This is a genomic window from Mesorhizobium sp. BR1-1-3 (assembly GCF_020165455.1).
GTDB classification, from domain to species: Bacteria; Pseudomonadota; Alphaproteobacteria; order Rhizobiales; family Rhizobiaceae; genus Mesorhizobium; species Mesorhizobium ciceri.
In genome coordinates, this window is the sequence record NZ_JAIUIC010000001.1 from 79,100 (window position 1) to 101,770 (window position 22,671).

Consider the following 22,671-nt stretch of genomic DNA (forward strand, 5'->3'; position numbering starts at 1 on the left):
CTGTGGATGGCGCCGGTTTTTGCGATGCTCGCGGCTCAGTTCACTGGCGGATAGAGCGTGTCGATGATCATGCGTGCATCGTGGCGCGAATCGATCATGCCATAGGTGTTGCGCCATTGGCCGGCCAATCGCGTCTCGACGAAAGCGTCGGCGATCCGCCCTGCCCCCAGACGGCGCAATTCCGCCGCCGCAGCCGACAGAGCCAGCTGCTCGGTGAGCAGCCGAGCCGAACCTTCGTCGGTTGAAGCGACCTGCATCGCCGCCTTCAGCACGCCGATCGTGCCGCGTCCGCCGGCGCCGAGATCGCGGTCGATGCCGGCCAGCACATCCTCGAACAGGCCGGGCGCACGGCCAAGCACGCGCAGCACGTCGAGCGCCATGACATTGCCCGAGCCCTCCCAGATCGCGTTGACCGGGGCCTCGCGATAATAGCGGGCGAGCGGCGCCTCCTCGACATAGCCATTGCCGCCGAGGCACTCCATCGCCTCATAGAGCAAAGGCGGCGCGATCTTGCAGACCCAGTATTTGACGACCGGCGTCATGGCGCGGGCAAACGCCGCTTCACCGCGGTCGCTGGCCGCCTCGTCGAAGGACCGCGCCAGCCGGAACGACAGTGCGGTGGCGGCGGCGACATCGAGTGCCATGTCGGCCAGCACGCGCTGCATCAACGGCTGCTCGATCAGGGTCGAACCGAACACCTGACGATGGCGGGCATGATGAACGGCCTCGGCGAGGCCCGCGCGCATGATCGCCGACGAGGCGATGGCACAATCGAGCCGGGTGAGCGTCACCATGTCCATGATCGTCTTCACACCGGCACCGGGTTCGCCGACCATCTCGCCGATGGCATTGACGAATTCGACTTCGGAGGATGCGTTGGAACGGTTGCCGAGCTTGTCCTTCAGCCGCTGGAAGCGGAAGCCGTTGCCCGAGCCGTCACCGAGAACGCGCGGTACGAGGAAGCACGACAGCCCCTCCGGCGCCTGCGCCAGCACCAGGAAGGCATCCGACATCGGCGCCGACATGAACCATTTGTGCCCGGTCAGACGATAAAAACCGCTGCCGGCGCGTTCCGCCCTCGTCACATTGGCGCGCACATCGGTGCCGCCCTGTTTCTCGGTCATGCCCATGCCGAGCGTCAGCCCGGTTTTCTCGACCGGCGGCTTTTGGCTCTGGTCATATTTGCGCGTCGTCACGCGCGGCGCCCATTCACGAAACAGTTTCGGGCTGGCCATCAAGGCCGCCAGCGAAGCGTTGGTCATGGTGATGGGGCACAGATGCCCGGTCTCGAGCTCCGCCGTCAGATAAAACCGGGCGGCACGGACCTGATGGCGGCGGCCGATCTCGGTGTCGCCGTTTTCCCACACCGAGGAATGCAGCCCATTGGCCACGGAGCGGCGCATCAAGGCGTGATAGGCGGGATGGAACTCGACCACGTCGATGCGCCGTCCTTGGCGATCATGCGTCCTCAGCTTCGGCGTCTCGACATTGGCGAGGCGCGCCAGTTCCTGCGCCTCCTGCGTCAGCACGAAACGGCCGAGACCGTCGAGTTCCCGGCGCACCGGATCGGAAAAACGCTCCGCGAGCTGGATCAGCAACGGATCGCCCCGCCAGGCGTTGCCGCCCGTCAGCGGCGGCGGCTGGTTCGTCACGTCGTCGGTCACGCCCAATCCTTCTATCGTCAGAAAGCCACGAATCCGAGGCTGTCGGCTAGATATAGCCAAGCCATGCAGCGCGCGCGATGAAAATACCGGCCGATACAATCGGCCATCTACACGAAAAAAATGAGGAGAACGGCTCCAATGCAAAGCTGGCGCTTGCAGCCGCAAAGTCTCCACCCTATAGCAGCCCCTTGAGATGACCGACGCTTCGTCCCCCTATCCTCATCGCCATCTTCTGGGCATCCGCGACCTTTCCCCTGCCGACATCGAGCTGTTGCTCGACAGGGCGGACCGGGCGGTCGCGATCTCGCGGCAGTCCGAGAAGAAAACCTCGACGCTGCGCGGCCGCACACAGATCAACCTGTTCTATGAAGCCTCGACGCGCACGCAGTCGTCGTTCGAACTGGCCGGAAAGCGGCTTGGCGCCGATGTCATGAACATGTCGGTGGCAAGCTCTTCGGTGAAGAAGGGCGAAACGCTCATCGACACGGCGATGACGCTGAATGCCATGCGGCCCGACATATTGATCATCCGCCACCAGTCGGCCGGTGCGGCCGCGCTTCTCGCACAGAAGGTCGGCTGCTCTGTCGTCAATGCCGGCGACGGCGCGCATGAGCACCCGACACAGGCGCTGCTCGACGCGCTGACCATCCGCCGCGCCAAGGGCCCGCTGTCGAAGCTGATCGTGGCGATCTGCGGCGACATCCTGCATTCGCGCGTGGCGCGCTCCAACATCATGCTGCTCAACGCGCTCGGCGCGCAGGTGCGCGTCGTTGCGCCGTCGACGCTGCTGCCCACCGGCATCGAGAAGATGGGCGTCATCGTCACCCGTTCGATGGCCGAAGGCCTCAAGGACGCCGATGTGGTGATGATGCTACGCCTGCAGCGCGAGCGCATGGAAGGCGCCTTCGTGCCTTCGGTGCGCGAGTATTTCCGCTATTTCGGCCTCGATGCGGAAAAACTGAAGGCGGCCAAAGACGACGCGTTGGTGATGCACCCCGGACCGATGAACCGTGGCGTCGAGATCGCTTCGGAAATCGCCGACGGCCCGCAAAGCGTCATCCAGGAACAGGTCGAAATGGGCGTTGCTGTGCGCATGGCGGTCATGGAAGCGCTGCTCGATCCCCGTCGCAATCAAGAGGGCCGCGGCGCATGAGCATAACGGTCTTTGAGCGCGCCCGCATCGTCGACCCCTCGCGCGGCATGGACGAAGTCGGCGCCGTCATCGTCGATGGCCGCAAGATCGTTGCCGCCGGCAAGGCAGCGCTCAACCAGGGCGCGCCCGAGGGCGCCACCATAATCGACTGCGCCGGCAAGGCGATCATTCCAGGCCTGGTCGATGGCCGCGTCTTCATCGGCGAACCGGGCGGCGAGCATCGCGAAACCATTGCGTCGGCGAGTGTCGCGGCGGCGGCTGGCGGCGTCACCTCCATCGTCATGATGCCCGATACCGACCCGGTGATCGACAATGTGGCGCTGGTCGAGTTCGTGCTGCGCACCGCGAAAGACACGGCTATCGTCAACGTCTTTCCGGCTGCGGCGATCACCAAGGGCCTCGACGGGCGCGAGATGACCGAGTTCGGCCTGCTGCGCGAAGCCGGCGCGGTCGCCTTCACCGATGGCCGCCACACCATATCGAGTGCGCTGGTGATGCGCCGCGCGCTGACCTATGCGCGCGACTTCGGCGCCACCATCGTGCATGAGACGCAGGATGCGGACCTCGGTTCATCCGGCGTGATGAATGAAGGCCTCTACGCCAGCTGGCTCGGCCTTTCCGGCATTCCGCGCGAGGCCGAATCCATCCCGCTGGAACGCGACCTTGCGCTGGCGCGGCTGACGCGCGGTTCGTACCATGCGGCGAAGATCTCGACGGCGATGGCGGCAAACGCTGTAACGCGTGCCAAGGCCGACGGGGCGACGGTGACGTCGGGCGTGGCGATCCACAATCTGTCGCTCAATGAAAACGATGTCGGCGAATACCGCACCTTCTTTCGCCTGACGCCGCCATTGCGTGCCGAGGAAGACCGGCTGGCGATGATCGAGGCGGTCAGGGACGGTACGATCGACATCATCGTCTCCTCGCACGATCCGCAGGATGTCGACACCAAGCGCCTGCCCTTCGCCGATGCGGCGGCCGGCGCCATCGGGTTGGAGACGCTGCTGGGCGCGGCCTTGCGGCTCTACCACAATGGCGACGTGCCGTTGCTGAGGCTGATCGAGACCCTGTCCACGGCCCCGGCAAAACTGTTCGGACTGCCCGGTGGCACGCTGAAGCCCGGCGCTGTCGCCGATCTTGCGCTTGTCGACCTCGACGAACCCTGGATCGTCAGCGAAAGCGGCATTCGTTCGCGCTCGAAAAACACCTGTTTCGAAGGTGCGCGCCTGCAAGGCAAGGTCTTGCAAACGCTGGTTGCGGGCCGCACAGTGTTCTCCGTCTGAGCCGGACAACCCGCGCACCGCGCCTGATCCGGCCAAACTGGGGGAAATGCGGGGGAAACAATGACTTACAGCCTCATCCCAGCGCTTGTGTTCGGCTATCTCCTGGGCTCGATTCCGTTCGGGCTTCTGCTCACCCGCGCGGCCGGCCTCGGCGATGTGCGCCAGATCGGCTCGGGCAACATCGGCGCCACCAATGTTCTGCGCACCGGCAACAAGGGCCTAGCCGCGGCGACGCTGTTGCTCGACGTGCTGAAGGGCACGGCCGCCGTGCTGATTGCTGGCTATTTCGCGCCTGACCTGGCGATCTGGGCCGGTCTCGGCGCCTTTCTCGGTCATCTCTTCCCGGTATGGCTGGGCTTCAAGGGCGGCAAGGGCGTCGCCACCTATCTCGGCGTGCTGATCGGCCTTGCCTGGCAGGTAGCGCTGATCTTCGCCGTCGTCTGGCTGGTGATGGCATTCCTCTTCCGTTATTCCTCGCTTGCGGCGCTGACGGCGGCGGTCATCGTGCCGATCGCCCTCTATGTCCTGAGCACGCCGCAAATTGCCGGATTGTTCGTGGTGATGAGCGTCATCGTTTTCATCAAGCACCGGGAAAACATTTCGCGCCTGCTTGCCGGCACCGAGGGCAAGATCGGAGCCAAGGGATGAGCGAGCCGACCGCCGGGCCGCGCCTCAGCGACCGGCAGCGGCTGAGCTGGCTACGACTGATCCGCACCCAGAATGTCGGCCCTGCCGGTATTATGGCGCAAACGCCACGGGCGCGGCGAACCGGCTAAACCCACATGCCAGCGGGGTGCTGGCATGATCGGCGCAATTGTCCTTTCGGTCTTCCTGTTAGGTGTAGGTCCAGTAGGCGCCGCCGCCGTCGGGGGAACAATGTTCACTGTCGCCCCCGTCGCCAAAGCCAATGGCGTAGCAGAAGCCGGCGGAATGCTGATCTGGGGAAATAGAATCCTTATAGCGAATGACCCCGTAGGCCCAAAGTTTCAGCGCGCCGGACCGATATTTCTCGACCACATCGGCGGCCATTGTGGCCTGGTTCCCGTCATCATCGTTGATCGGTATGGCGTCGGATGTTCCTGTCCCATTGTTTGGCGCAATGAACATAGAAACGTCTTCTGGCGGACTCGCAAATTTGTCGGCAGAGAAGGGCGTCAAGGTTACGAAACAGAAGCGCATTCTTACATCAAAGATGAATGCCGGACTGTGCCCAACATTCCGCATGACGTAGCTGAAACTGAGAGGACGCGGCCCCGTACCCTCTTTGGTGACGCCGTGGAGCGTCACCTTTTGCATCCACAGGTGAGCGCGTTCGGCACTGACAAGGGTGGCAGCCGAAACCTTGGCGGCATCGGCGGATTCCCTGGCTATCCCGATCTGAGCCTCGCCAGCCAGCCAAAGCTTGTAAGTGGACGCCCACAGTCCAATGGTCGAATAGGCCAAAACGACTGTGAAAGCGGCGATAATGGACTCGCCGTTTGCGTGCACGAACTCGCCAGTGCACAGCCTGTATCGGCCGATGCCCGCAATAAAGAGCGCGGCGACACCTTCTATAAGATTCTGCTCGCCGCTTTCATTCTGTGGTGTGCTTATGCAGGTCTGAAACGCCTCTGAGCTTAAGACTATCCAAGCGCACAAAACGGTGAAAAGCGCTGCTATGATCCAAGGCATAGCCGCCCGAATATATAGCCTCTTCTGTTTTTTCATTCCCCCACGATCCCCCGATCTGAAGAACTAGATATCCTCTAGTTTGACACCTTCAGAGCCGGTGGCCGCAAGGGCAGCCAAAAAGAAATGTGCGGAGACTGTCGCGCGCGCCAACTTGTTGGCAATGCTGGCCTTCGTTTCGTTGAAACCGTGTTCTTTGAGCCGTTCGGCCAAGTCGTCATATGTCAGGTCGGCCCGCTTTAGCTCGACCTTCAGGTGACGCGCGGCGCGTTCGGCCCATTCTTTCTCAGTCGTGGCAAATATCATGTGTTCTCCAATCTCATATCCGAAGACTGGTTATCATATACGATAATTTCATGTTGACAATGATATCGCATACGGTAAGGTGTTCTCAGAAACGAGAACACCGTGGCCCAACATTTCCTCCTCTCTTCGGCAGCAAAGACCCTGAGCCTCGCTCAGGTCTTCCGCATGACCGACGTGGAAGCGGAAACGGTGTTCCGCAAGGTCCGTTGGGCCGAGACGGACGGCCAGCCGGTTTGCCCGTCATGCGGTGGCGTTGACGCCTACGATTGCCGCCGTCCGAATGGTGCCAGCCGCTTCCGCTGCCGCGCTTGCCAGAAGGATTTCAGCATCACGTCAGGGACGCTGTTTGCCTCGCACAAGCTGCCCCTGCGCGGCTATCTCGCCGCCATCGCGATCTTCTGCAATGAGGTCAAGGGCAAGAGCATGTTGGCCATGTCTCGCGACCTGGGCTTGTCCTACAAGGCCGCTTTCGTTCTTGGCCACAAGATGCGCGAAGCGATGGCTGAAGAGATGAAGGGCCGCACAGTCGGCGGCGAAGGGAAGGTTGCCGAGGTTGATGGCGGCTATTTTGGTGGCTATGTGAAGCCTGCCAACCGCAAGGAAAACCGTCTCGACCGTCGCCTTTGGGAAAACCAGAACGGCAAGCGCAAGGCAGTTGTCATCATCCGCGAGCGCAACGGCAATTCGCTGCCGGCAGTTTTCGGCACGGAAGGCGCGGCGCTGGCGTGGATTAAGTCGCGTGTTGATGACGGCACGGTTGTTCATGCCGACGAAGCAGCGGCATGGAATGGCCTGCATTCCCGCTTCGAAATGAAGCGCATCAACCACCAAGAGGCATACAGCGCAGACGGCGCTTGCACGAACATGGCGGAAGAATATTTCAGCAGACTTCGCCGCGCCGAGATCGGCCACCACCACCATATCGCTGGTGTGTACTTGCTACGCTACGCTCAGGAAGCGGCATGGCGCGAAGACAACCGCCGCAACACCAACGGCGAACAGGTCCAGCGTCTTGCCGGCAACGCCTTGAAGCGGAAGCCATCGGTCGACTTCACCGGCTATTGGCAGCGCCGCAAGGCTGCATGAGGTAGGAATTGACAAAATGTCAATTTCTCTCCATTATGCCCGTCTGTGAAATCCAAGGCGGAGATCCCCATTGGCGGCGGTGCGGCACGACATCGAGACGACCTACATCAACGAATGGGTTGAGACGGGCGCTTATGAGCTTGTAGTCAACACGACGATTGCCGCGACGATGCGCCGGCTGAAAATCGACCTTGTTGACGTGAACCACGTCTTGAGAACCGGCAAGGTCGTTCGAAGCGACATGCTGGACGCTCGCGGTCTTTGGGACGTGCGCGGCATAACGGTCGACGACATCACGTTGGAGATCATGATTGCCGTCGTTTCGTCGGAATACGAAGTTGAACTGTTGCGTATCATTAAGGTGAGAAGGAGCGAGAAATGAAACTGGTCCAGCATGGGGGGAAGACGGTGGCCCGTGTTGTCGATAAGTTCGAGGCAAAGGACTTGGGAGCGCCGTTTAAGGTCGTACTGAATGATTCGGTCAAAGTGACCTATGACGAAGCAACTGGAGAAGTGGTCAGCTACATGATCCCCGATCTCGACGGCCTGCTTTGGTCCGTTGTGATGACTCGGCTTTTGCACCCGAGGAAACTCTTCGGGGCAGATATCAAGTTCGTCCGTAAGGTGCTTGGTTTGAAGCAGAAAGAACTTGCTTCGAAGATCGACCTGTCTGTCGAGCATCTTTCGCGGTGCGAAACAAATGTGCTGCCGATGTCGCCGGGAAGTGAAAAACTATTCCGGATTTTCGCCCTAAAGAGCGCCTTCAAACTCCATAACATGAAGGCGTGCGATGCAAAGACAAAATTGGAGGACGGTCTTGACCGGCTGTTTGACGGGGTCAAGCCGATGTCGGTCTTCGACGTGAAGGACGAACTAGAATTGAATTTCTATCGTTCCAAGATGCACAGAAAATCGCCGGGAAGCGACGGTGCGGACGATGGCCATTGGGATGCAGGGTTGGAAGCAGCTTAGATTTATTTAAGTTGACCAATCGATAGGCCCGCGCTTCGCGGAGAAGCGCGGGCCTGCTTTTAGTTGCCGTCCCGTGCCAAGGACCAGCGGCGCGGACGCCCCTCATGAACGATCACGTCCCTGTTGTTTTTGAGCGATGCGCTCACGGACCCATACATCAATTCGATCTCCGCCCGTGTAGGCTCAGGGACGCCCTTGGAGCGCAACAAGGCTATGCCGATCTCTTCCGCACTCATTGGAGCGGTGGCGGCCCTGAGAACGCCCAAGGCGGCCCGTATGACGTGGCCGCGCTTGAATAGCGGATTGGGATTGTTGCGGCGCTTCGGCGCGATGGTGCGGGCATTGAAGCCCGGTTCAAGCATGTGAAGCACCGCCTCGACATGCTTCATGTCTTCGATGAGCTTCAAGGCTTGCACCTTGTTCTCTTTGATCTTGCCGCCGATTTCAGCGTGAAGGCGGAGCAAGGCGTACAGTGCGGGTTTGTGATCCATGCCAAAAGATAGGCTCAGGCTGGATTCAAATCCCGTGGCGTTTGCGCCATAATACCGGGCCCTGCCTCCTTTCGCGACCTGATCAACCGCTTCGGCTCAGCCGAAGCGGCGCTTGAAATACTGCCGGAACTGATGATTTCGGGCGGCGCCATCCGGATCGCCCGCATCCCGTCCGTTGCCGAGGCCGAGGCCGAACTGGAAACAGCTGGAAAGGCCGGCGCCCGCTTTGTCGGCATCGGTGAAGCAGACTATCCACCCCTCTTGCGCAACATGGATCATCCGCCGCCCCTGCTGGCGGTAAAGGGCAACGCAGCTGTTTTCCGGCTGCCGGGTGTCGCCATAGTCGGGGCACGCAACGCGTCGCTGGCCGGCATCAAGATGGCGCGCATGCTGGCAGCCGACCTCGGCCGCGACGGCTACGCAATCGTCTCCGGCCTGGCGCGCGGCATCGACACAGCGGCGCATCAGGGCAGTCTTGCGACCGGCACGATCGGCGTGCTGGCCGGCGGCCTCGACCAGCCTTATCCGCCTGAAAATGCAGGCCTGTGCGAAGAGATTGCCGAGCGTGGCGCCATCATTTCGGAGATGCCGTTCGGCTGGCAGCCGCGCGCTCAGGATTTTCCGCGCCGCAACCGCCTTGTCGCGGGTGCGGTCCTTGGGCTGGTGGTGGTCGAGGCAGCGCAACGCTCTGGGTCCCTGATCAGCGCCAGGCTTGCCGGCGAAATGGGCCGACTGGTCTTCGCTGTACCGGGCTCACCGCTCGATCCACGCGCCGCCGGCGCCAATGGCCTGCTCAAGGATGGCGCCACCCTGGTCACCGAGGCATCGGATATTTCCAGGGCAATCGCGCCGCTGACCGGCATGCGAGCGCCCGACGTGCCGCCGTTCGAAGAGCCGCCCGACTTCTTGGCCGCACCACCGCCCCGCGAAAGCGACCGCGCCCGCGTCATCGAGGCGCTCGGCCCGACCCCAGTGCCGGTCGACGAGATCATCCGCCATACCCGCCTGCACCCGGCCCAAGTGTTCATGGTGCTGCTGGAACTCGACCTCGCCGGCCGGCTAGAACGCCATGCCGGCGGCAATGTTTCGCTGGTGTTGGGGGATTCTTCTGTCTGACCGACATCTCCGGTGTGACGCTGTTCGCTTCCCAGCAAGAAGATTCGCCCACGTCATCCGGGACAGAAAATTCGCGCCAGACCGATTTACAACTGACATGTTAGTGAGATATCACTGCCTTCGAACTTCTTTTCGGAGACCCCCGGTGACATCACGTTTTGGCCTTTCGGCCGCCCTCGCCACGCCTTTCGATGCCTCCGGGCAGATCGCCACCGCCCTCATGGTCGCCCAGGCCAGGCGTTGCCTGGCGGAGGGGTGCACCAGTGTTACGCTTTTCGGCACCACCGGCGAAGGCGCGTCGGTGGGCACCTCGGAACGGCGGTCAGTGACTGAAGCCATGCTGGCTGCCGGTATCTTGCCGCATCAGCTTGTTGCCGGCGTGCTGGTCGATGCGGCCGAGGATGCCGCTGAGCAGGCCCGGCATGCCTTGCAGCGCGGCGCCCGCAACATTCTGCTGGCGCCGCCGAGCTACTTCAAGAATGTCGGCGACGATGGTCTTTTCGGCTGGTTTTCCACTGTCTTTGCCGTGCTCGGTCCCCTCGCCCGTGGCGTTCTGCTCTACAACATTCCGTCGGTCACCATGGTGCAGCTCTCGCTTGACCTGATCGGCCGATTGCGTACGGCTTTTCCGGATGTCATTGCGGGGGTCAAGGATTCCGGCGGGGATTGGGACTACAGCGAGGCGCTGCTCGGCGCCCATGGCGATCTGGTGATCTTGATCGGTGACGAGCGGCATCTGGCACGAGCCGTGCGAATTGGTGCTCAAGGCGCAATCTCCGGCATGGCCAATTTCGTTACCAGCGAAATCCGGGCCATGGCCGAGGACGGGCGCGACGACACACGTGTCGAGCGTTTCGTGCTCGAATTGCTCAAATATCCGGTCACGCCGGCGGTGAAGGTCATGGTGGCGCGCAAGACCAGCGACGACCGCTGGCTGGCGGTCCGTCCGCCGCTGGAGCCGATCGGTTCGCAGGGGAGACAACAGCTGGCTGACGCCTATGACAGACTGTTTGCCAGGGAATCAGCCTGACCGGCAAAGGGATACGCGCTGAAATGGAAGACGGCGGCGAACCGACCACGCTTAGGGAAAAAGCCTATGCCAGCTTCACGCGGCATTTGCTGGCCCGCGATCTGCTGCCGGGCCAGTTCGTATCGCAGCGCGAACTGGTCGCCTTCACCGGTCTGCCGCTCGGCGCCATTCGCGAAATCGTGCCGCGTCTCGAGGCCGAAGGGCTTCTGACGACGATCCCGCAGCGCGGCATGCAGATCGCCCATATCGACATCAGCCTGATCCGCGAGGCTTTTCAGTTCCGCCTGTTCATGGAGCGCGAAGCGGTGGCGCTGTTCACCGCCAGCGCTTCCGATGACGAACTTGCCCGCCTGCGGCGCGAACACGAGGAGATGCTGGCTCAAGCCCTTTCGCAGGCGCCGACGCCGGAAATGGAAGCCAGGGCGCAGAGCATCGACTGGGCGATGCACGACACTTTCATCGATGCGCTGGGCAACGAGATCATCGCCAAGGCCTATCTGGTCAACTCGGTGAAGATCCGGCTGATCCATCAGGAGCGCTTCCGCATCGACGGGCGCGTCGTGCCGGTCATGCGTGAGCACCTTGCGGTCATCGAAGCCATGGAAAGCCGCGACCCGCAGAAGGCGGTCGAGGCGATCAGCCTGCACATCGACAAGGCGCGCCGGCTGGCGCTGCAAATCTGAGGAAGCATGAGCCGCGTCGCGGTCGCGACGCATTCGACAACGACAGCAACCGGGAGGAAGAAATGTCGTCCAATCTGTTCAACCCAACCAGGAGGCAACTCCTCCAGGGAACCGCGGCACTTGCCGCCGCCGGCCTTGTGGGTGTTCGCCCAGGCTTTGCCGCGGCCGTCGACTGGAAGCGCTTTGCCGGCACGACGCTCGACGTCAATCTGGTGAAAAGCCCGCGCAGCGACACCCTGATAAAATATCTCGCCGAGTTCGAGGAGTTGACCGGGATCAAGGTCAATGCCGAGGCAACGCCTGAGCAGCAGCAGCGCCAGAAGACGGTGATCGAATTGAGCTCCGGCAAGCCGAGCTTCGACGTCGTGCATCTGAGCTACCATGTGCAGAAGCGGCAGTTCGAAAAAGGCGGCTGGCTTGCCGACATATCAGGCTATCTCGCCGACCCCACCCTTACCGATCCGGGTCTGGTCGAAAACGATTTCGCCGACGCCGGCATGCTGTTCGCCAAGGACGGTCAGGGCGTGCTGCGCTCGCTGCCCTTCTCGGTCGACTACTGGATCGTTTACTGGAACAAGGAGTTGTTCGAGGCCAAGGGCCTCAAATATCCCGAAACCTTCGAGCAGCTGGTGGCCGCGGCCGAGGCGCTGACCGACCCGTCGACCAATACTTACGGTTTCGTCGCCCGCGGCATCAAGAACGCCAACACGCCGGTGTGGACATCGCTCATGCTCGGCTACGACATGACGCCACTCGACGCTCAGGGCAAGCTGCGCACGACGTCGCCCGAGGCGATCGAGGCCGCCAGCCTCTACCAGCGGCTGATGACCAAATCCGCGCCTCCAGGCGTCACTGGCTTCAACTGGGCCGAAGCGCAGTCCGCCTTCCTGCAAGGCAAGATCGGCATGTGGTTCGATGGCGTCGGCTTTGCCCCGCCGATGGAAAATCCGGAAAAATCGCGGGTGGTCGGCAAGGTCGGCTATGGCGTCATGCCCAAGGGTCCCAAGGCGCACGCGGCTGGCACCTTCGGCGACGGTATCGGCGTGACGGCCACCAGCGAGAAGAAGGAGGCCGCCTATCTGTTCTGCCAGTGGGCAGTGTCGCCGGTCATGGGCGCGCGCCGGCTGCAGGCAGGCGCCGGCGTACCGTTCCGCAAATCGGTGCTCGAAGATCCAAAGGTGCGCGAAGGTGTCACCATGCCGGCAAGCTGGCTCGATGCGGTGGTCGGCTCCGGCAATGTCAGCCGGCTGTCGCTGCCGGTCATCATCCCGGTCACAGAGTTCCGCGACATCTACGGCGTGGCGCTGACCAATTTGATCGCCGGCGCCGATCCCGCCGAGGAGTTGAAGAAGGCTACCGACCAATTCCAGCCGGTCCTCGACAGGAGCGAGCAAGGCTGATGTCCGCCACCACCCCAGAACGCACCGGGGTGACGACGCAAGCCATCGAAGGGAGCCAGACGATCCGGCTGGCTCCCAACTACTGGCCTTTCGTCGTTCCGGCGCTCGTCGTCGTCGGCGCCGTGATCGTCTTTCCCTGGGCTTTCACGCTGTGGATGAGCGTCAACCGCTGGACGCTCGGCCAGTCGCGAAGCTTTGCCGGGATGGAGAATTATCTGCGGCTGGCGTACGACCAACGCTTCTGGGAATCGCTTCTCCATACGTTGAGCTACACCTTCCTTTCGGTTGCCGCGCCGATGTTGCTCGGCACCATCGCCGCCCTGATCTTCGACGCCAGGTTTCCGCTGCGTGGCCTGCTGCGCGGCGTCTTCGTGATGCCTATGATGGCAACGCCCGTCGCCGTGGCGCTGGTCTGGACGATGATGTTCCACCCCCAGCTCGGCGTCCTCAACTATCTTCTGTCGCTGGTCGGCATTCCGGCGCAGGAATGGATCTTCAACGCCAACACGGTCATCCCGTCGCTGGTTGCGGTCGAGACCTGGCAGTGGACGCCGCTGGTGATGCTGATCGTGCTCGGCGGCCTGGCGTCCGTGCCGCGCGAGCCGTTCGAAAGCGCCGAGATCGACGGCGCCAATGCCTGGCAGCAATTCCGCTATCTCACCTTGCCGATGATCGCGCCGTTCCTGATGATCGCGGTGATCATCCGCACCATCGACGCACTGAAGAGTTTCGACATCATCTATGCGATGACCCAGGGCGGGCCGGGCACGGCCTCGGAGACCATCAACATCTATCTCTACAACACCGCCTTCTCCTACTACGACATCGGCTATGGCTCGGCCATGGCCGTGGTGTTCTTCATCGTCATCGTCGCCCTGTCCTTCATCCTCCTGATGTTGCGCCAGCGCTCGCAGTGGATCGGCGTGGAGGGCAAATAGATGAGTTCACGACTGCTCAACCGGATCGGGCTGTTCGTCGCGGCCCTGGTCTTCGTCTCGCCGGCGATCCTGTTCTTCCTCTGGATGATCTCGCTGTCGCTGAAATTCGAGATCGACAACGGCGCCTATCCGCCGATCCTGATCCCCGAACATCTCGCCTGGTCGAACTATGCAAAAGTGTTCGAGGAGAACAATTTCCTGCTCTATCTCTGGAATTCGGTTCTGGTGACCGGCACGGCGACGCTTTTGGCGCTGCTGATCGGCGTGCCGGCCGGCTATGGCATCGCGCGGCTCAAGGCCGAGCGGTCGGCGGTGGTCATCATGATCGCCCGCATGACGCCGGGGCTTTCCTATCTCATCCCGCTGTTCCTGCTGTTCCAATGGGTCGGCATTCTCGGCACGCTGTGGCCGCAGATCATCATCCATCTGGTGGTGACCGTGCCGATCGTCGTCTGGGTGATGATCGGCTATTTCGAGACCACCCCGATGGAACTGGAAGAGGCCGCCAACATCGACGGCGCCAGTTCCTGGCAGGTGTTCCGGCTGGTCGCCTTGCCCATCGCCAAGCCGGGCATAGTGGTCGCCTTTATCCTGTCCGTCATCTTCTCATGGAACAATTTCGTCTTCGGCGTGGTGCTCGCCAGCCGTGAGACGCGCACGCTGCCGGTCGCCGTCTACAACATGCTCTCCTACGAGCAAGTGAGCTGGGGGCCGCTCGCCGCCGCGGCCCTGGTGGTGACACTGCCGGTACTGGTCCTGACCATGTTCGCACAAAGGCAGATCGTCGCCGGACTGACCGCGGGCGCCGTCAAGGGCGGCTGAAGGCACGCTACGACATCGCACTCTTTTTCGAGGAAAACCCAATGGCATCGGTCACAATCAACAACGTGCAAAAGGCTTTCGGAACGGCCAAGATTATCCACGATGTCAGCGTCGATATCGCTGACGGCGAGTTCGTCATCCTGGTCGGCCCGTCGGGCTGCGGGAAGTCGACGCTGCTGCGCATGATTGCCGGACTTGAAACGATCTCGGGCGGCAGGATCGCCATTGGCGATCGCACCGTCAACAATCTGCGGGCGCGCGACCGCAACATCGCCATGGTGTTCCAGAACTACGCGCTCTATCCGCACATGACGGTGGCGGACAATATGGGCTTTGCCCTCAAGATCAAGAAAGCCGATCCGGCCGACACCGCAAGCCGCGTCGGCAGGGCCGCCAGCATCCTGGGCCTCGACAAGCTGCTCGACCGCTATCCGCGCCAGCTCTCCGGCGGCCAGCGCCAGCGCGTCGCCATGGGCCGCGCCATCGTGCGCGACCCGCAAGTCTTCCTGTTCGACGAGCCGCTCAGCAATCTCGACGCCAAATTGCGCGTCCAGATGCGCGGCGAGATCAAGGCGTTGCACCAGCGGCTGGGCACCACCACCATTTACGTCACGCATGATCAGATCGAGGCCATGACCATGGCCGACAAGATCGTCGTGCTGCATGACGGCCTTGTCGAGCAGATCGGTGCGCCGCTCGACCTCTATGACCGTCCGGCCAATCTGTTCGTTGCCGGCTTCATTGGCTCGCCGGCCATGAACTTCATTGCCGGCCGCGTCGAGGAAGGCGTTTTCCGCAGCGCCAGCGGGCTAACCCTACCGTTGCCGGAAGGCATCAACCTGGCAAAAATTCCCGCGGGTGAACTCATCTACGGCATCCGTCCCGAACATATCCGAGCAACGATTTCCCAGGGTATTGCCGGCACGATCGTGCTTCTGGAAGCCACGGGTTCGGAAATCTTCGCCAGGGTCGACTGCGCCGGCGAGGAAATCTCCTGCCTGTTCCGGGAGCGGCTTGCGCTAAAGCAAGGCGCGCAGATGCGCATCGAGATCGACCGCGCCTGTGCTCATCTGTTCGACGCCAAGACCGGTCGGCGATTCTAGCGCAAAGGTCTGATATCCCGGCGCAAAGGTCTCAAGCCACGGTTCGCTCTTGCCACTCGCGTCGCTTGGCAGCAATCTCGGATCAAAGAGCCGCTCATCGGGTGGATGTAGGCGTTGTTGGATGCTGCCATGACACGCGATCAGATGCTCGCCCACCTTCGATCCGCCGGCGCGGTCGCGCGCGAGGCGGCGGCGCATGGGCATCATCCCTTTGGTTGCGTGCTGGTCGGGCCGGATGACCGCGTGCTGATGCGGCAGGGCAATCTCGACACGGTGCGCCATGCCGAGACGGAGCTCGCCCGGCGCGCCGCGGCTGCCTACGAGCCGGAGTTCCTGTGGCAATGCACGCTGATCTCAACCTTCGAGCCGTGCGCGATGTGCGCCGGCGCGATGTATTGGGCCAATATCGGGCGGCTGGTTTACGGGGTAGAGGAGACCGAGCTCCTGGCGCTCACCGGGGATCACGCGGAGAATCCTACGATGAGCCTCTCTTCGCGCACCGTCCTCGGCTCCGGCCAGAAAAAGATCGAGGTCTTTGGCCCCTTCCCCGAAATCGCCGACGAGATGCTCGCACCGCACCGCGATTTCTGGAAGCGCTGACGGCTTTGTACCGGTTGGTAAGGTCGATCAATGGCAGCAGTGACTGTCGGATCGCGGTGGGAGTCGCCGCCGCCGTTCAACAAAATCAAAGACTTGTAGAATCAACGATCCGAAGTGGGACGATCTTGTCATGCGTTGCCCGTGGCGAGATCCTTGAGAAGGGCGTGCAGGCCGTGAAAACTCGGACAGTCGCTGCTTTCTCAAAGACTCAAAGGCCCTAAGTGGCTGATATTTAACGCTAAAACAATGGTGAGCGCGATGGGATTCGAACCCATGACCTACTGATTAAAAGTCAGTTGCTCTACCGGCTGAGCTACGCGCTCCCGCGGGCGAAAGGCGGCCCTCGAAATTGCGCGGAACATAGGGAGAGTGCCTCGACCGGTCAACCGGAAAAAGAGGTCTCGCAAACACGGGCGGCTTCGCCCTGTCGCGGCACTTGTCCCACGCGCTGTCGGGGGGAGAACGGCCAAGGAACGCTGCCATTTATGCCTGACGGTGGCATCCAGTCTGGGGAACAATTGTATGCGCCGCTCGTTTTTCGGGCACAGGGACGTCCGCCAAACCATCGAGGAGAAGACCAATGAACAGAATCACAACGAGCCTGCTGGCGACCGCTCTCTCCGCCACATTCGTTGCGGCGGAGGCGGTGTCGGTTAATGCCCAACCGAACTATGTGCCGCAGTCCCAGGTCGCGGTGCCGGATGTACAGACAGTCCAGTACCGGGAGTGGCGCAAGGACCGCTACAATCGCAATTTTTCGCGTGACCGCAGTTTTTCGCGTGACCGCAATTTTTCCCGCAATCGCGGCGCGTATTGGAACGGCCATCGGGGCTATCGTGAATATCGCCCCGGCTACCGTCGTCACGGCGATTATTGGTTCCCGCTTGCGGCCTTCGCTACCGGCGCGCTGATTACCGGGGCAATCATCAACAACGAAAACAACCGCGTCTACGGGGGCAACGCCCACGTCCAGTGGTGCTACGACCACTATCGCAGCTACCGTGCTTCGGACAACACGTTCCAGCCGAATTACGGCCCTCGCAAGGAGTGCCGCTCGCCTTACTGATCCGAAGTGTGAGTACCGAGTAAAAATGGCCTGCGCCGGCAACAGCGCGGGCCATTTTTCGACGTGCCCAGGCGCGAGAGTGCTGTTCAGTTCGCCCAGCTGATACTTTTGAAAATCAAATAGAGCGCTCCACCCTCACCACGCGGTGAGCGATACGCACCGAGAGCATGGCAAATTCGAACCATTGTTCCCGTCAATTCCCAACCCAGCGCTTCCAGGTCATTGCCGGCGTTGGGCACATAGGCCTGGGCCAACTCATCTATGCTGTTCTTCTCGCCGAAGGAGCGAACCAGCTTGGCGTCGCTGAGAAGCTCGCTGGGCAAATTCGAATTTGCCCAAGCCCACAGCCAATTGCTGGCCTTGGCGCTCGTGGAGCCTGCAATCTGGATCTCAGTGACGATCTTGACGCCTCCTTCATCCGAGAACAGAAGCTTTCCGGCCGTGAGGTCATAGTCATAGCGTGACCAACTGCCGAGGCGAAAATCTCTATGCAAGCGGTCATTCTTGGCATGCAGTTGCTCAACGGCCGTCGCGCCAAGCAGGATACCAGTCTGGCTTCATTCTCCCCTCACCCTGATGGCTGCTCACTACACGCTCAGCGTCCGGCGCACAGCATCGCGCCAACCAGCAAGTTTGGCTGCGCGCGCAGAGCCATCCATGGCCGGCTGGAACCTCCGCTCCAGCGCCCAGCTCTTCGCGAATTTCTTGGCATCCGGCCACACGCCTGCCTTCGACCCGGCGAGCCACGCGGCACCCAGCGCCGTCGTCTCCAGGATGGTCGGACGGTCGACCGGCGCGTCGAGGATGTCGGCCAGCCTCTGCATGGTCCAGTCCGACGCAACCATGCCGCCGTCGACCCGCAGCACGGTCTTGGCCGAAGCTCCCTTCCAGTCCTTTCGCATGGCGTCGAGCAGGTCGCGCGTCTGGTAGGCGACGGATTCGAGTGCGGCGCGGGCGAATTCCGCCGGCCCGGAATTGCGCGTCAGCCCGAAAATGGCGCCGCGTGCCTCGGCGTCCCAATGCGGCGCGCCGAGCCCGACGAAGGCCGGCACCAGGTAGACGTTTTGCGTTGGATCAGCCTCGGCAGCCAGCTTGCCGCTTTGCTCGGCCTTGCCGATCACCTTGATGCCGTCGCGCAGCCATTGGACCGCGGCGCCGGCAATGAAGATCGAGCCCTCCAGCGCATAAGTGGTCTTGCCGTTCAGCCTGTAGGCAATAGTGGTCAAGAGCCGGTTCTTCGAACGCACAAGGTCGCTGCCGGTGTTGAGCAGCGCAAAGCAGCCCGTGCCGTAGGTGGATTTCATCATGCCCGGCTCGAAACAGGCCTGGCCGATGGTCGCCGCATGCTGGTCGCCGGCAACACCGAGGATTCTTATCTCGGCGCCGAAGAGATTTTTCTCCGTGATTCCATAGTCATCGGCGCAGTCCTTTACCTCGGGTAGCATTTTCGCCGGGATGTTCAGTATCGACAGCAGTTCGTTGTCCCAGGCATTTTTCTCGATATTGTAGACCAGCGTGCGCGACGCGTTGGTGGCATCCGTGGCGTGGACCTTGCCGCCGGTCAGCCGCCAGATCAGAAAGCTGTCGATGGTGCCGGCGAGCAACTCGCCCTTCTCGGCACGACGCCGCGCCCCTTTTACCTTGTCCAGCATCCAGGCGATCTTGGTACCGGAAAAATACGGATCAAGCAGCAGGCCGGTTTTTTTGGTGAACTTTTTCTCCAGTCCCTGCTTCTTCAGTTTCTGGCACAGCGGCGTGGTGCGCCGGTCCTGCCAGACAATGGCATTGTGGATCGGCTTGCCGGTCGCCTTGTCCCAGATGACGATGGTCTCGCGCTGATTGGTGATGCCGAGCGCGGCCACTTCGGATGCAGCCCGGCCGGCCTTCTTCAGCGCCGCCTTCACGGTCGTCACCACGCTCGCCCAGATGTCTTCGGGATCGTGCTCGACCCAGCCGGAGGCCGGATAGTGCTGGATGAATTCCCTCTGCCCGCTGCCGGCGACCTTCATATCGCCGTCGAACAGGATCGCCCGGGTCGAAGTCGTGCCCTGGTCGATGGCAAGGATGTATCCGGTCATTCTGCTTCCCCGCTTAATGCATGTCGCCCAAAGGTGACCTCGGTTTTGGGAGAACGACATGCACAAAAACAAAGACCTAAAGCGCGTTGCATGAATCCGTCTCAACGCGACGCGCTTTAGTCTTTTGCACAAACAGGGGAGACGGCAAGATGCCGCCTCCCCCTATTCTCATGATGCTGGCGCGAGCGCCGACACCAAGGCTACTTCTGCCAGCTCTTCACCAGTTCGTCGTAGTTGATGGTGATCGGCTTTTCCTTCTCGTTCTCGATCTTCAACTGAGGAGCGAGATTGCCCTTCTTGACCGCGTCGGCGTTCCAGTAGGCGAGGTCATGCTCTTCGGCCATCTTCGGGCCGATATCGCCCTGAACGCCCGACTTCTCGATGCGGCTCATGACCTTTTCCTGTTCGCCGCAGAGCGAGTCCATCGCTTCCTGCGCGGTCTTGGCGCCCGACGACGCATCGCCGATCGCCTGCCACCAGAGCTGTGCCAGCTTCGGATAGTCAGGCACGTTGGTGCCGGTCGGCGACCACTGAACGCGGGCCGGCGAACGGTAGAACTCGATCAGGCCACCGAGCTTCGGAGCCCGCTCGGTGAAGCTCTTGTCGTGGATCGTGCTCTCGCGGATGAAGGTCAAGCCGACATGGCTCTTCTTCACGTCGACTGTCTTCGAGGTGACGAACTGCGCGTAGAGCCAGGCGGCCTTGGCGCGGTCGGTCGGGGTCGACTTCATCAGCGTCCAGGAGCCGACGTCCTGATAGCCGAGCTTCATGCCGTCCTTCCAGTAGACGCCATGCGGCGACGGCGCCATGCGCCACTTCGGCGTACCGTCGTCGTTCAGCACCGCCTTGGCGCCGGCATCGACCATCGAAGCGGTGAAGGCGGTGTACCAGAAGATCTGCTGGGCAACCGCGCCCTGCGCCGGAACCGGGCCGGATTCGGAGAAGGTCATGCCCTGGGCTTCCGCCGGAGCGTAGGCCTTCAGCCAGTCGAGGTATTTCTGGATCGAGTAGACGGCGGCCGGGCCATTGGTGTCGCCCCCGCGCGCCGTGCAGGAGCCGACCGGACGCGAATTCTCGTCGACCTTGATGCCCCACTCATCGACCGGCAGACCGTTCGGCAGGCCCTTGTCGCCATTGCCGGCCATCGACAGCCAGGCGTCGGTGAACCGCCAGCCGAGCGACGGGTCCTTCTTGCCGTAGTCCATGTGGCCATAGACCTTCTTGCCGTCGATCTCGCGGCCGGTGAAGAACTCGGCGATGTCCTCATAGGCAGACCAGTTGACGGGAACGCCAAGGTCGTAGCCGTACTTGGCCTTGAAGTCCGCCTTGTTCTTCTCGTCGTTGAACCAGTCGTAACGGAACCAGTAGAGGTTCGCGAACTGCTGGTCGGGAAGCTGGTAGAGCTTCTTGTCCGGAGCGGTCGTGAACGAGGTGCCGATAAAATCCTTCAGGTCGAGGTTCGGGTTGGTGACATCCTTGCCCTCGCCCGCCATCCAGTCGGTCAAATTGCGCACCTGCTGGTAGCGCCAGTGGGTGCCGATCAGGTCGGAATCGTTGACCCAGCCGTCATAAAGGTTCTGGCCCGTCTGCATCTGGGTCTGGATCTTCTCGACGACGTCGCCTTCCTGGATGACGTCATGCGTGATCTTGATGCCGGTGATGGCGGTAAAGGCCGGCGCCAGCACCTGCGATTCATACTGGTGCGTGGCGATGGTTTCCGAAACGACCTTGATGTCCATGCCGGCGAAAGGCTTCGCGGCATCGATGAACCACTGCATTTCGGCTTCCTGGCCAGCGCGGTCGAGCGTCGAGAGCGGGCCGATTTCCTTGTCCAGGAAAGCCTTTGCCTCGTCCATCCCGGCATAGGCATTGCCCACGCCCAGCAACAGGACAAGGGCCGTCGTTGATGTTAAAAATTGCCTTCGCATGTGTTTCCTCCACAGTTTTAAGGTTCAAGTGCGATCTGGAGCGGCCGCCGGCACGCGGTCGCTCCAACAGTTTCCCCCTCTATACGTAGCGGAACACGCCAATGGCGTAGACCACGGAGAGAGCGAGAGCCCACCACAGGTTGGATCCGACAAGACCCAACCAAGCGAGATGGATAAAGGCGCTGCCAAGCAGCGACAGGAAAAGACGGTCGCCGCGCGTTGTCTCGAAGCGCAGCACGCCGACGCGCGGATTGCCGCCCGGCGAAGCGTATTCCCAAGCCGCCATGCCGCACAGCAGCAGAAGGATGGTCCCGAAAAAGGCCGCCGTCGGCCACGTCCACGCCATCCAGGTGAGGTCGAAATTCATCGTCAAACCCTCCCCAGGGCGAAGCCCTTGGCGATATAATTGCGCACAAACCAGATGACGAGCGCGCCGGGGATCAACGTCAGCACGCCGGCGGCGGCGAGCAGGCCCCAGTCCATGCCAGCGGCCGAAACCGTGCGGGTCATGGTGGCGGCGATCGGCTTGGCGTCGGTGGTGGTCAGCGTGCGGGCAATCAACAGTTCCACCCAGGAGAACATGAAGCAGAAGAAGCAGGCCACGCCAATGCCGCTGGCGATCAGGGGCATGAAGATCCTGACGAAGAAGCGCGGGAACGAATAGCCGTCGATATAGGCGGTTTCGTCGATTTCCTTCGGCACACCCGACATGAAGCCTTCGAGGATCCACACCGCCAGCGGCACGTTGAACAGGCAGTGCGCCAGCGCCACCGCAATGTGCGTGTCGATCAGGCCGAAGGCCGAATAGAGCTGGAAGAACGGCAGCGCGAACACCGCCGGCGGCGCCATGCGGTTGGTCAGCAGCCAGAAGAACAGGTGCTTGTCGCCGAGGAAGCGGTAGCGCGAGAAGGCGTAGGCTGCCGGCAGCGCGGCAGCCACCGAAATCACCATATTCATCACCACATAGGTGATCGAGTTGATGTAGCCCGAGTACCAGGAGGCGTCGGTGAAGATGGTGACGTAGTTGGCGAGCGTCGGCTGGTGCGGATAGAGCGTCAGCGAGGAGACGATCTCGGCATTGGTCTTGAAGCTCATATTAATGAGCCAGTAGATCGGCAGCAAAAGCACGACGATGTAGACCGTCGGCACGATCCACCACCAGCGCGATTCCTCGCCGCGTTTGCGCATCAGCCGGGCGACCTGATCCTGCGAGAGTGTGCTCGCCAGTTTGCCCGCTGCTGTGGTCTCGCTCACTCTATCGGCTCTTTCGTTGGCGCCGGTCAT

At 61.8% G+C, this 22,671-nt stretch carries 23 protein-coding genes, 1 tRNA gene and 2 pseudogenes; 16 read left to right on the forward strand and 10 right to left on the reverse strand.

Features of this window, described 5'->3' with window-relative positions; translation table 11 throughout:
• Positions 1-35: 35 nt before the first annotated feature.
• On the reverse strand, positions 36-1,664 hold the full coding sequence (locus tag LB559_RS00390; RefSeq protein ID WP_013531793.1) for a DNA alkylation response protein: 1,629 nt from the start codon (positions 1,662-1,664) through the stop codon (positions 36-38).
• A gap of 193 nt (positions 1,665-1,857) precedes the next feature.
• On the opposite strand from LB559_RS00390, the gene LB559_RS00395 reads away from it, so the two are divergent.
• The 4 genes and pseudogenes from LB559_RS00395 to LB559_RS32800 all read left to right on the forward strand — a co-directional run.
• The gene (locus LB559_RS00395; RefSeq protein WP_013531794.1) at positions 1,858-2,817 is read left to right on the forward strand and encodes an aspartate carbamoyltransferase catalytic subunit; all 960 of its coding nucleotides are present in this window, start codon (positions 1,858-1,860) and stop codon (positions 2,815-2,817) included.
• Positions 2,814-4,100, forward strand: coding sequence for a dihydroorotase (locus LB559_RS00400; protein WP_127366083.1), 1,287 nt, complete (start codon positions 2,814-2,816; stop codon positions 4,098-4,100). The genes LB559_RS00395 and LB559_RS00400 overlap by 4 nt, the downstream gene beginning before the upstream one ends.
• A gap of 60 nt (positions 4,101-4,160) precedes the next feature.
• Positions 4,161-4,748: a glycerol-3-phosphate 1-O-acyltransferase PlsY gene (plsY, locus tag LB559_RS00405; protein ID WP_024503489.1), complete on the forward strand. Its 588-nt coding sequence runs from the start codon at positions 4,161-4,163 to the stop codon at positions 4,746-4,748.
• A pseudogene (locus tag LB559_RS32800) lies at positions 4,745-4,834 on the forward strand (hypothetical protein); the annotation flags it as partial. The gene plsY and the pseudogene LB559_RS32800, both read left to right, overlap by 4 nt.
• 100 nt (positions 4,835-4,934) lie before the next feature.
• On the opposite strand, the gene LB559_RS00410 reads toward LB559_RS32800, so the two are convergent.
• Together LB559_RS00410 and LB559_RS00415 are read right to left on the reverse strand one after the other, a co-directional pair.
• Entirely contained in the window at positions 4,935-5,807 is an 873-nt protein-coding gene (locus tag LB559_RS00410; RefSeq protein ID WP_224672835.1) for a hypothetical protein, read from the reverse strand.
• 27 nt (positions 5,808-5,834) lie between these two features.
• On the reverse strand, positions 5,835-6,074 hold the full coding sequence (locus LB559_RS00415) for a DUF6471 domain-containing protein (RefSeq protein ID WP_224672836.1): 240 nt from the start codon (positions 6,072-6,074) through the stop codon (positions 5,835-5,837).
• 102 nt (positions 6,075-6,176) lie between these two features.
• Here LB559_RS00415 and LB559_RS00420 point away from each other — a divergent pair, with 102 nt between their 5' ends.
• From LB559_RS00420 to LB559_RS00430, 3 genes are all read left to right on the forward strand, one after another.
• Entirely contained in the window at positions 6,177-7,160 is a 984-nt protein-coding gene (locus LB559_RS00420; protein ID WP_224672837.1) for an IS1595 family transposase, read from the forward strand.
• Between the two features lie 70 nt (positions 7,161-7,230).
• Positions 7,231-7,542 (forward strand): hypothetical protein, encoded by a 312-nt coding sequence (locus LB559_RS00425; RefSeq protein WP_224672838.1) that lies wholly within the window; start codon positions 7,231-7,233, stop codon positions 7,540-7,542.
• Positions 7,539-8,132 (forward strand): helix-turn-helix domain-containing protein, encoded by a 594-nt coding sequence (locus LB559_RS00430; protein WP_224672839.1) that lies wholly within the window; start codon positions 7,539-7,541, stop codon positions 8,130-8,132. Before LB559_RS00425 ends, LB559_RS00430 begins: the two co-directional genes overlap by 4 nt.
• Before the next feature lie 59 nt (positions 8,133-8,191).
• Here the strand turns inward: LB559_RS00430 and LB559_RS00435 are convergent, their stop codons facing one another.
• Positions 8,192-8,623, reverse strand: a complete 432-nt coding sequence (locus LB559_RS00435; RefSeq protein WP_224672840.1) for a hypothetical protein — start codon at positions 8,621-8,623, stop codon at positions 8,192-8,194.
• Positions 8,624-8,680: 57 nt separating this feature from the next.
• On the opposite strand from LB559_RS00435, the pseudogene dprA reads away from it, so the two are divergent.
• The 8 genes and pseudogenes from dprA to LB559_RS00475 all read left to right on the forward strand — a co-directional run.
• A pseudogene (gene dprA, locus LB559_RS00440) lies at positions 8,681-9,739 on the forward strand (DNA-processing protein DprA); the annotation flags it as partial.
• A gap of 145 nt (positions 9,740-9,884) precedes the next feature.
• On the forward strand, positions 9,885-10,769 hold the full coding sequence (locus LB559_RS00445; RefSeq protein WP_224672841.1) for a dihydrodipicolinate synthase family protein: 885 nt from the start codon (positions 9,885-9,887) through the stop codon (positions 10,767-10,769).
• A 23-nt stretch (positions 10,770-10,792) separates the two neighbouring features.
• Positions 10,793-11,452, forward strand: coding sequence for a GntR family transcriptional regulator (locus LB559_RS00450; protein ID WP_013531799.1), 660 nt, complete (start codon positions 10,793-10,795; stop codon positions 11,450-11,452).
• 62 nt (positions 11,453-11,514) lie between these two features.
• A complete protein-coding gene (locus tag LB559_RS00455; RefSeq protein WP_224672842.1) occupies positions 11,515-12,852 on the forward strand; it encodes an ABC transporter substrate-binding protein in 1,338 nt (445 codons plus the stop codon).
• Complete coding sequence (locus LB559_RS00460; protein ID WP_013531801.1) at positions 12,852-13,790, forward strand: carbohydrate ABC transporter permease; 939 nt, start codon at positions 12,852-12,854, stop codon at positions 13,788-13,790. Before LB559_RS00455 ends, LB559_RS00460 begins: the two co-directional genes overlap by 1 nt.
• A complete protein-coding gene (locus LB559_RS00465; protein ID WP_224672843.1) occupies positions 13,791-14,612 on the forward strand; it encodes a carbohydrate ABC transporter permease in 822 nt (273 codons plus the stop codon). It abuts the gene before it with no gap.
• A gap of 41 nt (positions 14,613-14,653) precedes the next feature.
• Positions 14,654-15,715, forward strand: a complete 1,062-nt coding sequence (locus LB559_RS00470; RefSeq protein ID WP_064995844.1) for an ABC transporter ATP-binding protein — start codon at positions 14,654-14,656, stop codon at positions 15,713-15,715.
• A gap of 129 nt (positions 15,716-15,844) precedes the next feature.
• Positions 15,845-16,315 (forward strand): nucleoside deaminase, encoded by a 471-nt coding sequence (locus tag LB559_RS00475; RefSeq protein ID WP_224672844.1) that lies wholly within the window; start codon positions 15,845-15,847, stop codon positions 16,313-16,315.
• A gap of 247 nt (positions 16,316-16,562) precedes the next feature.
• Here the strand turns inward: LB559_RS00475 and LB559_RS00480 are convergent.
• A tRNA-Lys gene (locus LB559_RS00480) sits at positions 16,563-16,638 on the reverse strand.
• Positions 16,639-16,895: 257 nt separating this feature from the next.
• Here LB559_RS00480 and LB559_RS00485 point away from each other — a divergent pair.
• Positions 16,896-17,381, forward strand: a complete 486-nt coding sequence (locus LB559_RS00485) for a BA14K family protein (protein ID WP_013531805.1) — start codon at positions 16,896-16,898, stop codon at positions 17,379-17,381.
• Positions 17,382-17,467: 86 nt separating this feature from the next.
• On the opposite strand, the gene LB559_RS00490 is transcribed toward LB559_RS00485, so the two are convergent.
• The 5 genes from LB559_RS00490 to LB559_RS00510 form a co-directional block, all read right to left on the reverse strand.
• A complete protein-coding gene (locus LB559_RS00490; RefSeq protein ID WP_224672845.1) occupies positions 17,468-17,875 on the reverse strand; it encodes a DUF6882 domain-containing protein in 408 nt (135 codons plus the stop codon).
• A gap of 93 nt (positions 17,876-17,968) precedes the next feature.
• A complete protein-coding gene (gene glpK / locus LB559_RS00495) occupies positions 17,969-19,459 on the reverse strand; it encodes a glycerol kinase GlpK (protein ID WP_224672846.1) in 1,491 nt (496 codons plus the stop codon).
• 200 nt (positions 19,460-19,659) lie between these two features.
• Positions 19,660-21,387, reverse strand: coding sequence for an ABC transporter substrate-binding protein (locus tag LB559_RS00500; RefSeq protein WP_013531807.1), 1,728 nt, complete (start codon positions 21,385-21,387; stop codon positions 19,660-19,662).
• 79 nt (positions 21,388-21,466) lie between these two features.
• Positions 21,467-21,754 carry a DUF2160 domain-containing protein gene (locus LB559_RS00505; protein WP_013531808.1) on the reverse strand — a complete coding sequence of 96 codons (288 nt, stop codon included), beginning with the start codon at positions 21,752-21,754 and terminating at the stop codon, positions 21,467-21,469.
• 2 nt (positions 21,755-21,756) lie between these two features.
• Positions 21,757-22,671: a carbohydrate ABC transporter permease gene (locus tag LB559_RS00510; protein WP_063167946.1), complete on the reverse strand. Its 915-nt coding sequence runs from the start codon at positions 22,669-22,671 to the stop codon at positions 21,757-21,759.

Bases quoted from the DNA above. Each gene is read 5' to 3' on its own strand.
- LB559_RS00475 (WP_224672844.1), top strand. From the start codon at position 15,845: ATGACACGCGATCAGATGCTCGCCCACCTTCGATCCGCCGGCGCGGTC.
- LB559_RS00435 (WP_224672840.1), bottom strand. From the start codon at position 8,623: ATGGATCACAAACCCGCACTGTACGCCTTGCTCCGCCTTCACGCTGAA.
- glpK (WP_224672846.1), bottom strand. From the start codon at position 19,459: ATGACCGGATACATCCTTGCCATCGACCAGGGCACGACTTCGACCCGG.
- plsY (WP_024503489.1), top strand. From the start codon at position 4,161: ATGACTTACAGCCTCATCCCAGCGCTTGTGTTCGGCTATCTCCTGGGC.
- LB559_RS00505 (WP_013531808.1), bottom strand. From the start codon at position 21,754: ATGAATTTCGACCTCACCTGGATGGCGTGGACGTGGCCGACGGCGGCC.
- LB559_RS00410 (WP_224672835.1), bottom strand. From the start codon at position 5,807: ATGAAAAAACAGAAGAGGCTATATATTCGGGCGGCTATGCCTTGGATC.
- LB559_RS00470 (WP_064995844.1), top strand. From the start codon at position 14,654: ATGGCATCGGTCACAATCAACAACGTGCAAAAGGCTTTCGGAACGGCC.
- LB559_RS00415 (WP_224672836.1), bottom strand. From the start codon at position 6,074: ATGATATTTGCCACGACTGAGAAAGAATGGGCCGAACGCGCCGCGCGT.
- LB559_RS00510 (WP_063167946.1), bottom strand. From the start codon at position 22,671: ATGACCGGCGCCAACGAAAGAGCCGATAGAGTGAGCGAGACCACAGCA.
- LB559_RS00465 (WP_224672843.1), top strand. From the start codon at position 13,791: ATGAGTTCACGACTGCTCAACCGGATCGGGCTGTTCGTCGCGGCCCTG.
- LB559_RS00485 (WP_013531805.1), top strand. From the start codon at position 16,896: ATGAACAGAATCACAACGAGCCTGCTGGCGACCGCTCTCTCCGCCACA.
- LB559_RS00395 (WP_013531794.1), top strand. From the start codon at position 1,858: ATGACCGACGCTTCGTCCCCCTATCCTCATCGCCATCTTCTGGGCATC.
- LB559_RS00455 (WP_224672842.1), top strand. From the start codon at position 11,515: ATGTCGTCCAATCTGTTCAACCCAACCAGGAGGCAACTCCTCCAGGGA.
- LB559_RS00430 (WP_224672839.1), top strand. From the start codon at position 7,539: ATGAAACTGGTCCAGCATGGGGGGAAGACGGTGGCCCGTGTTGTCGAT.
- LB559_RS00450 (WP_013531799.1), top strand. From the start codon at position 10,793: ATGGAAGACGGCGGCGAACCGACCACGCTTAGGGAAAAAGCCTATGCC.
- LB559_RS00400 (WP_127366083.1), top strand. From the start codon at position 2,814: ATGAGCATAACGGTCTTTGAGCGCGCCCGCATCGTCGACCCCTCGCGC.
- LB559_RS00500 (WP_013531807.1), bottom strand. From the start codon at position 21,387: ATGCGAAGGCAATTTTTAACATCAACGACGGCCCTTGTCCTGTTGCTG.
- LB559_RS00460 (WP_013531801.1), top strand. From the start codon at position 12,852: ATGTCCGCCACCACCCCAGAACGCACCGGGGTGACGACGCAAGCCATC.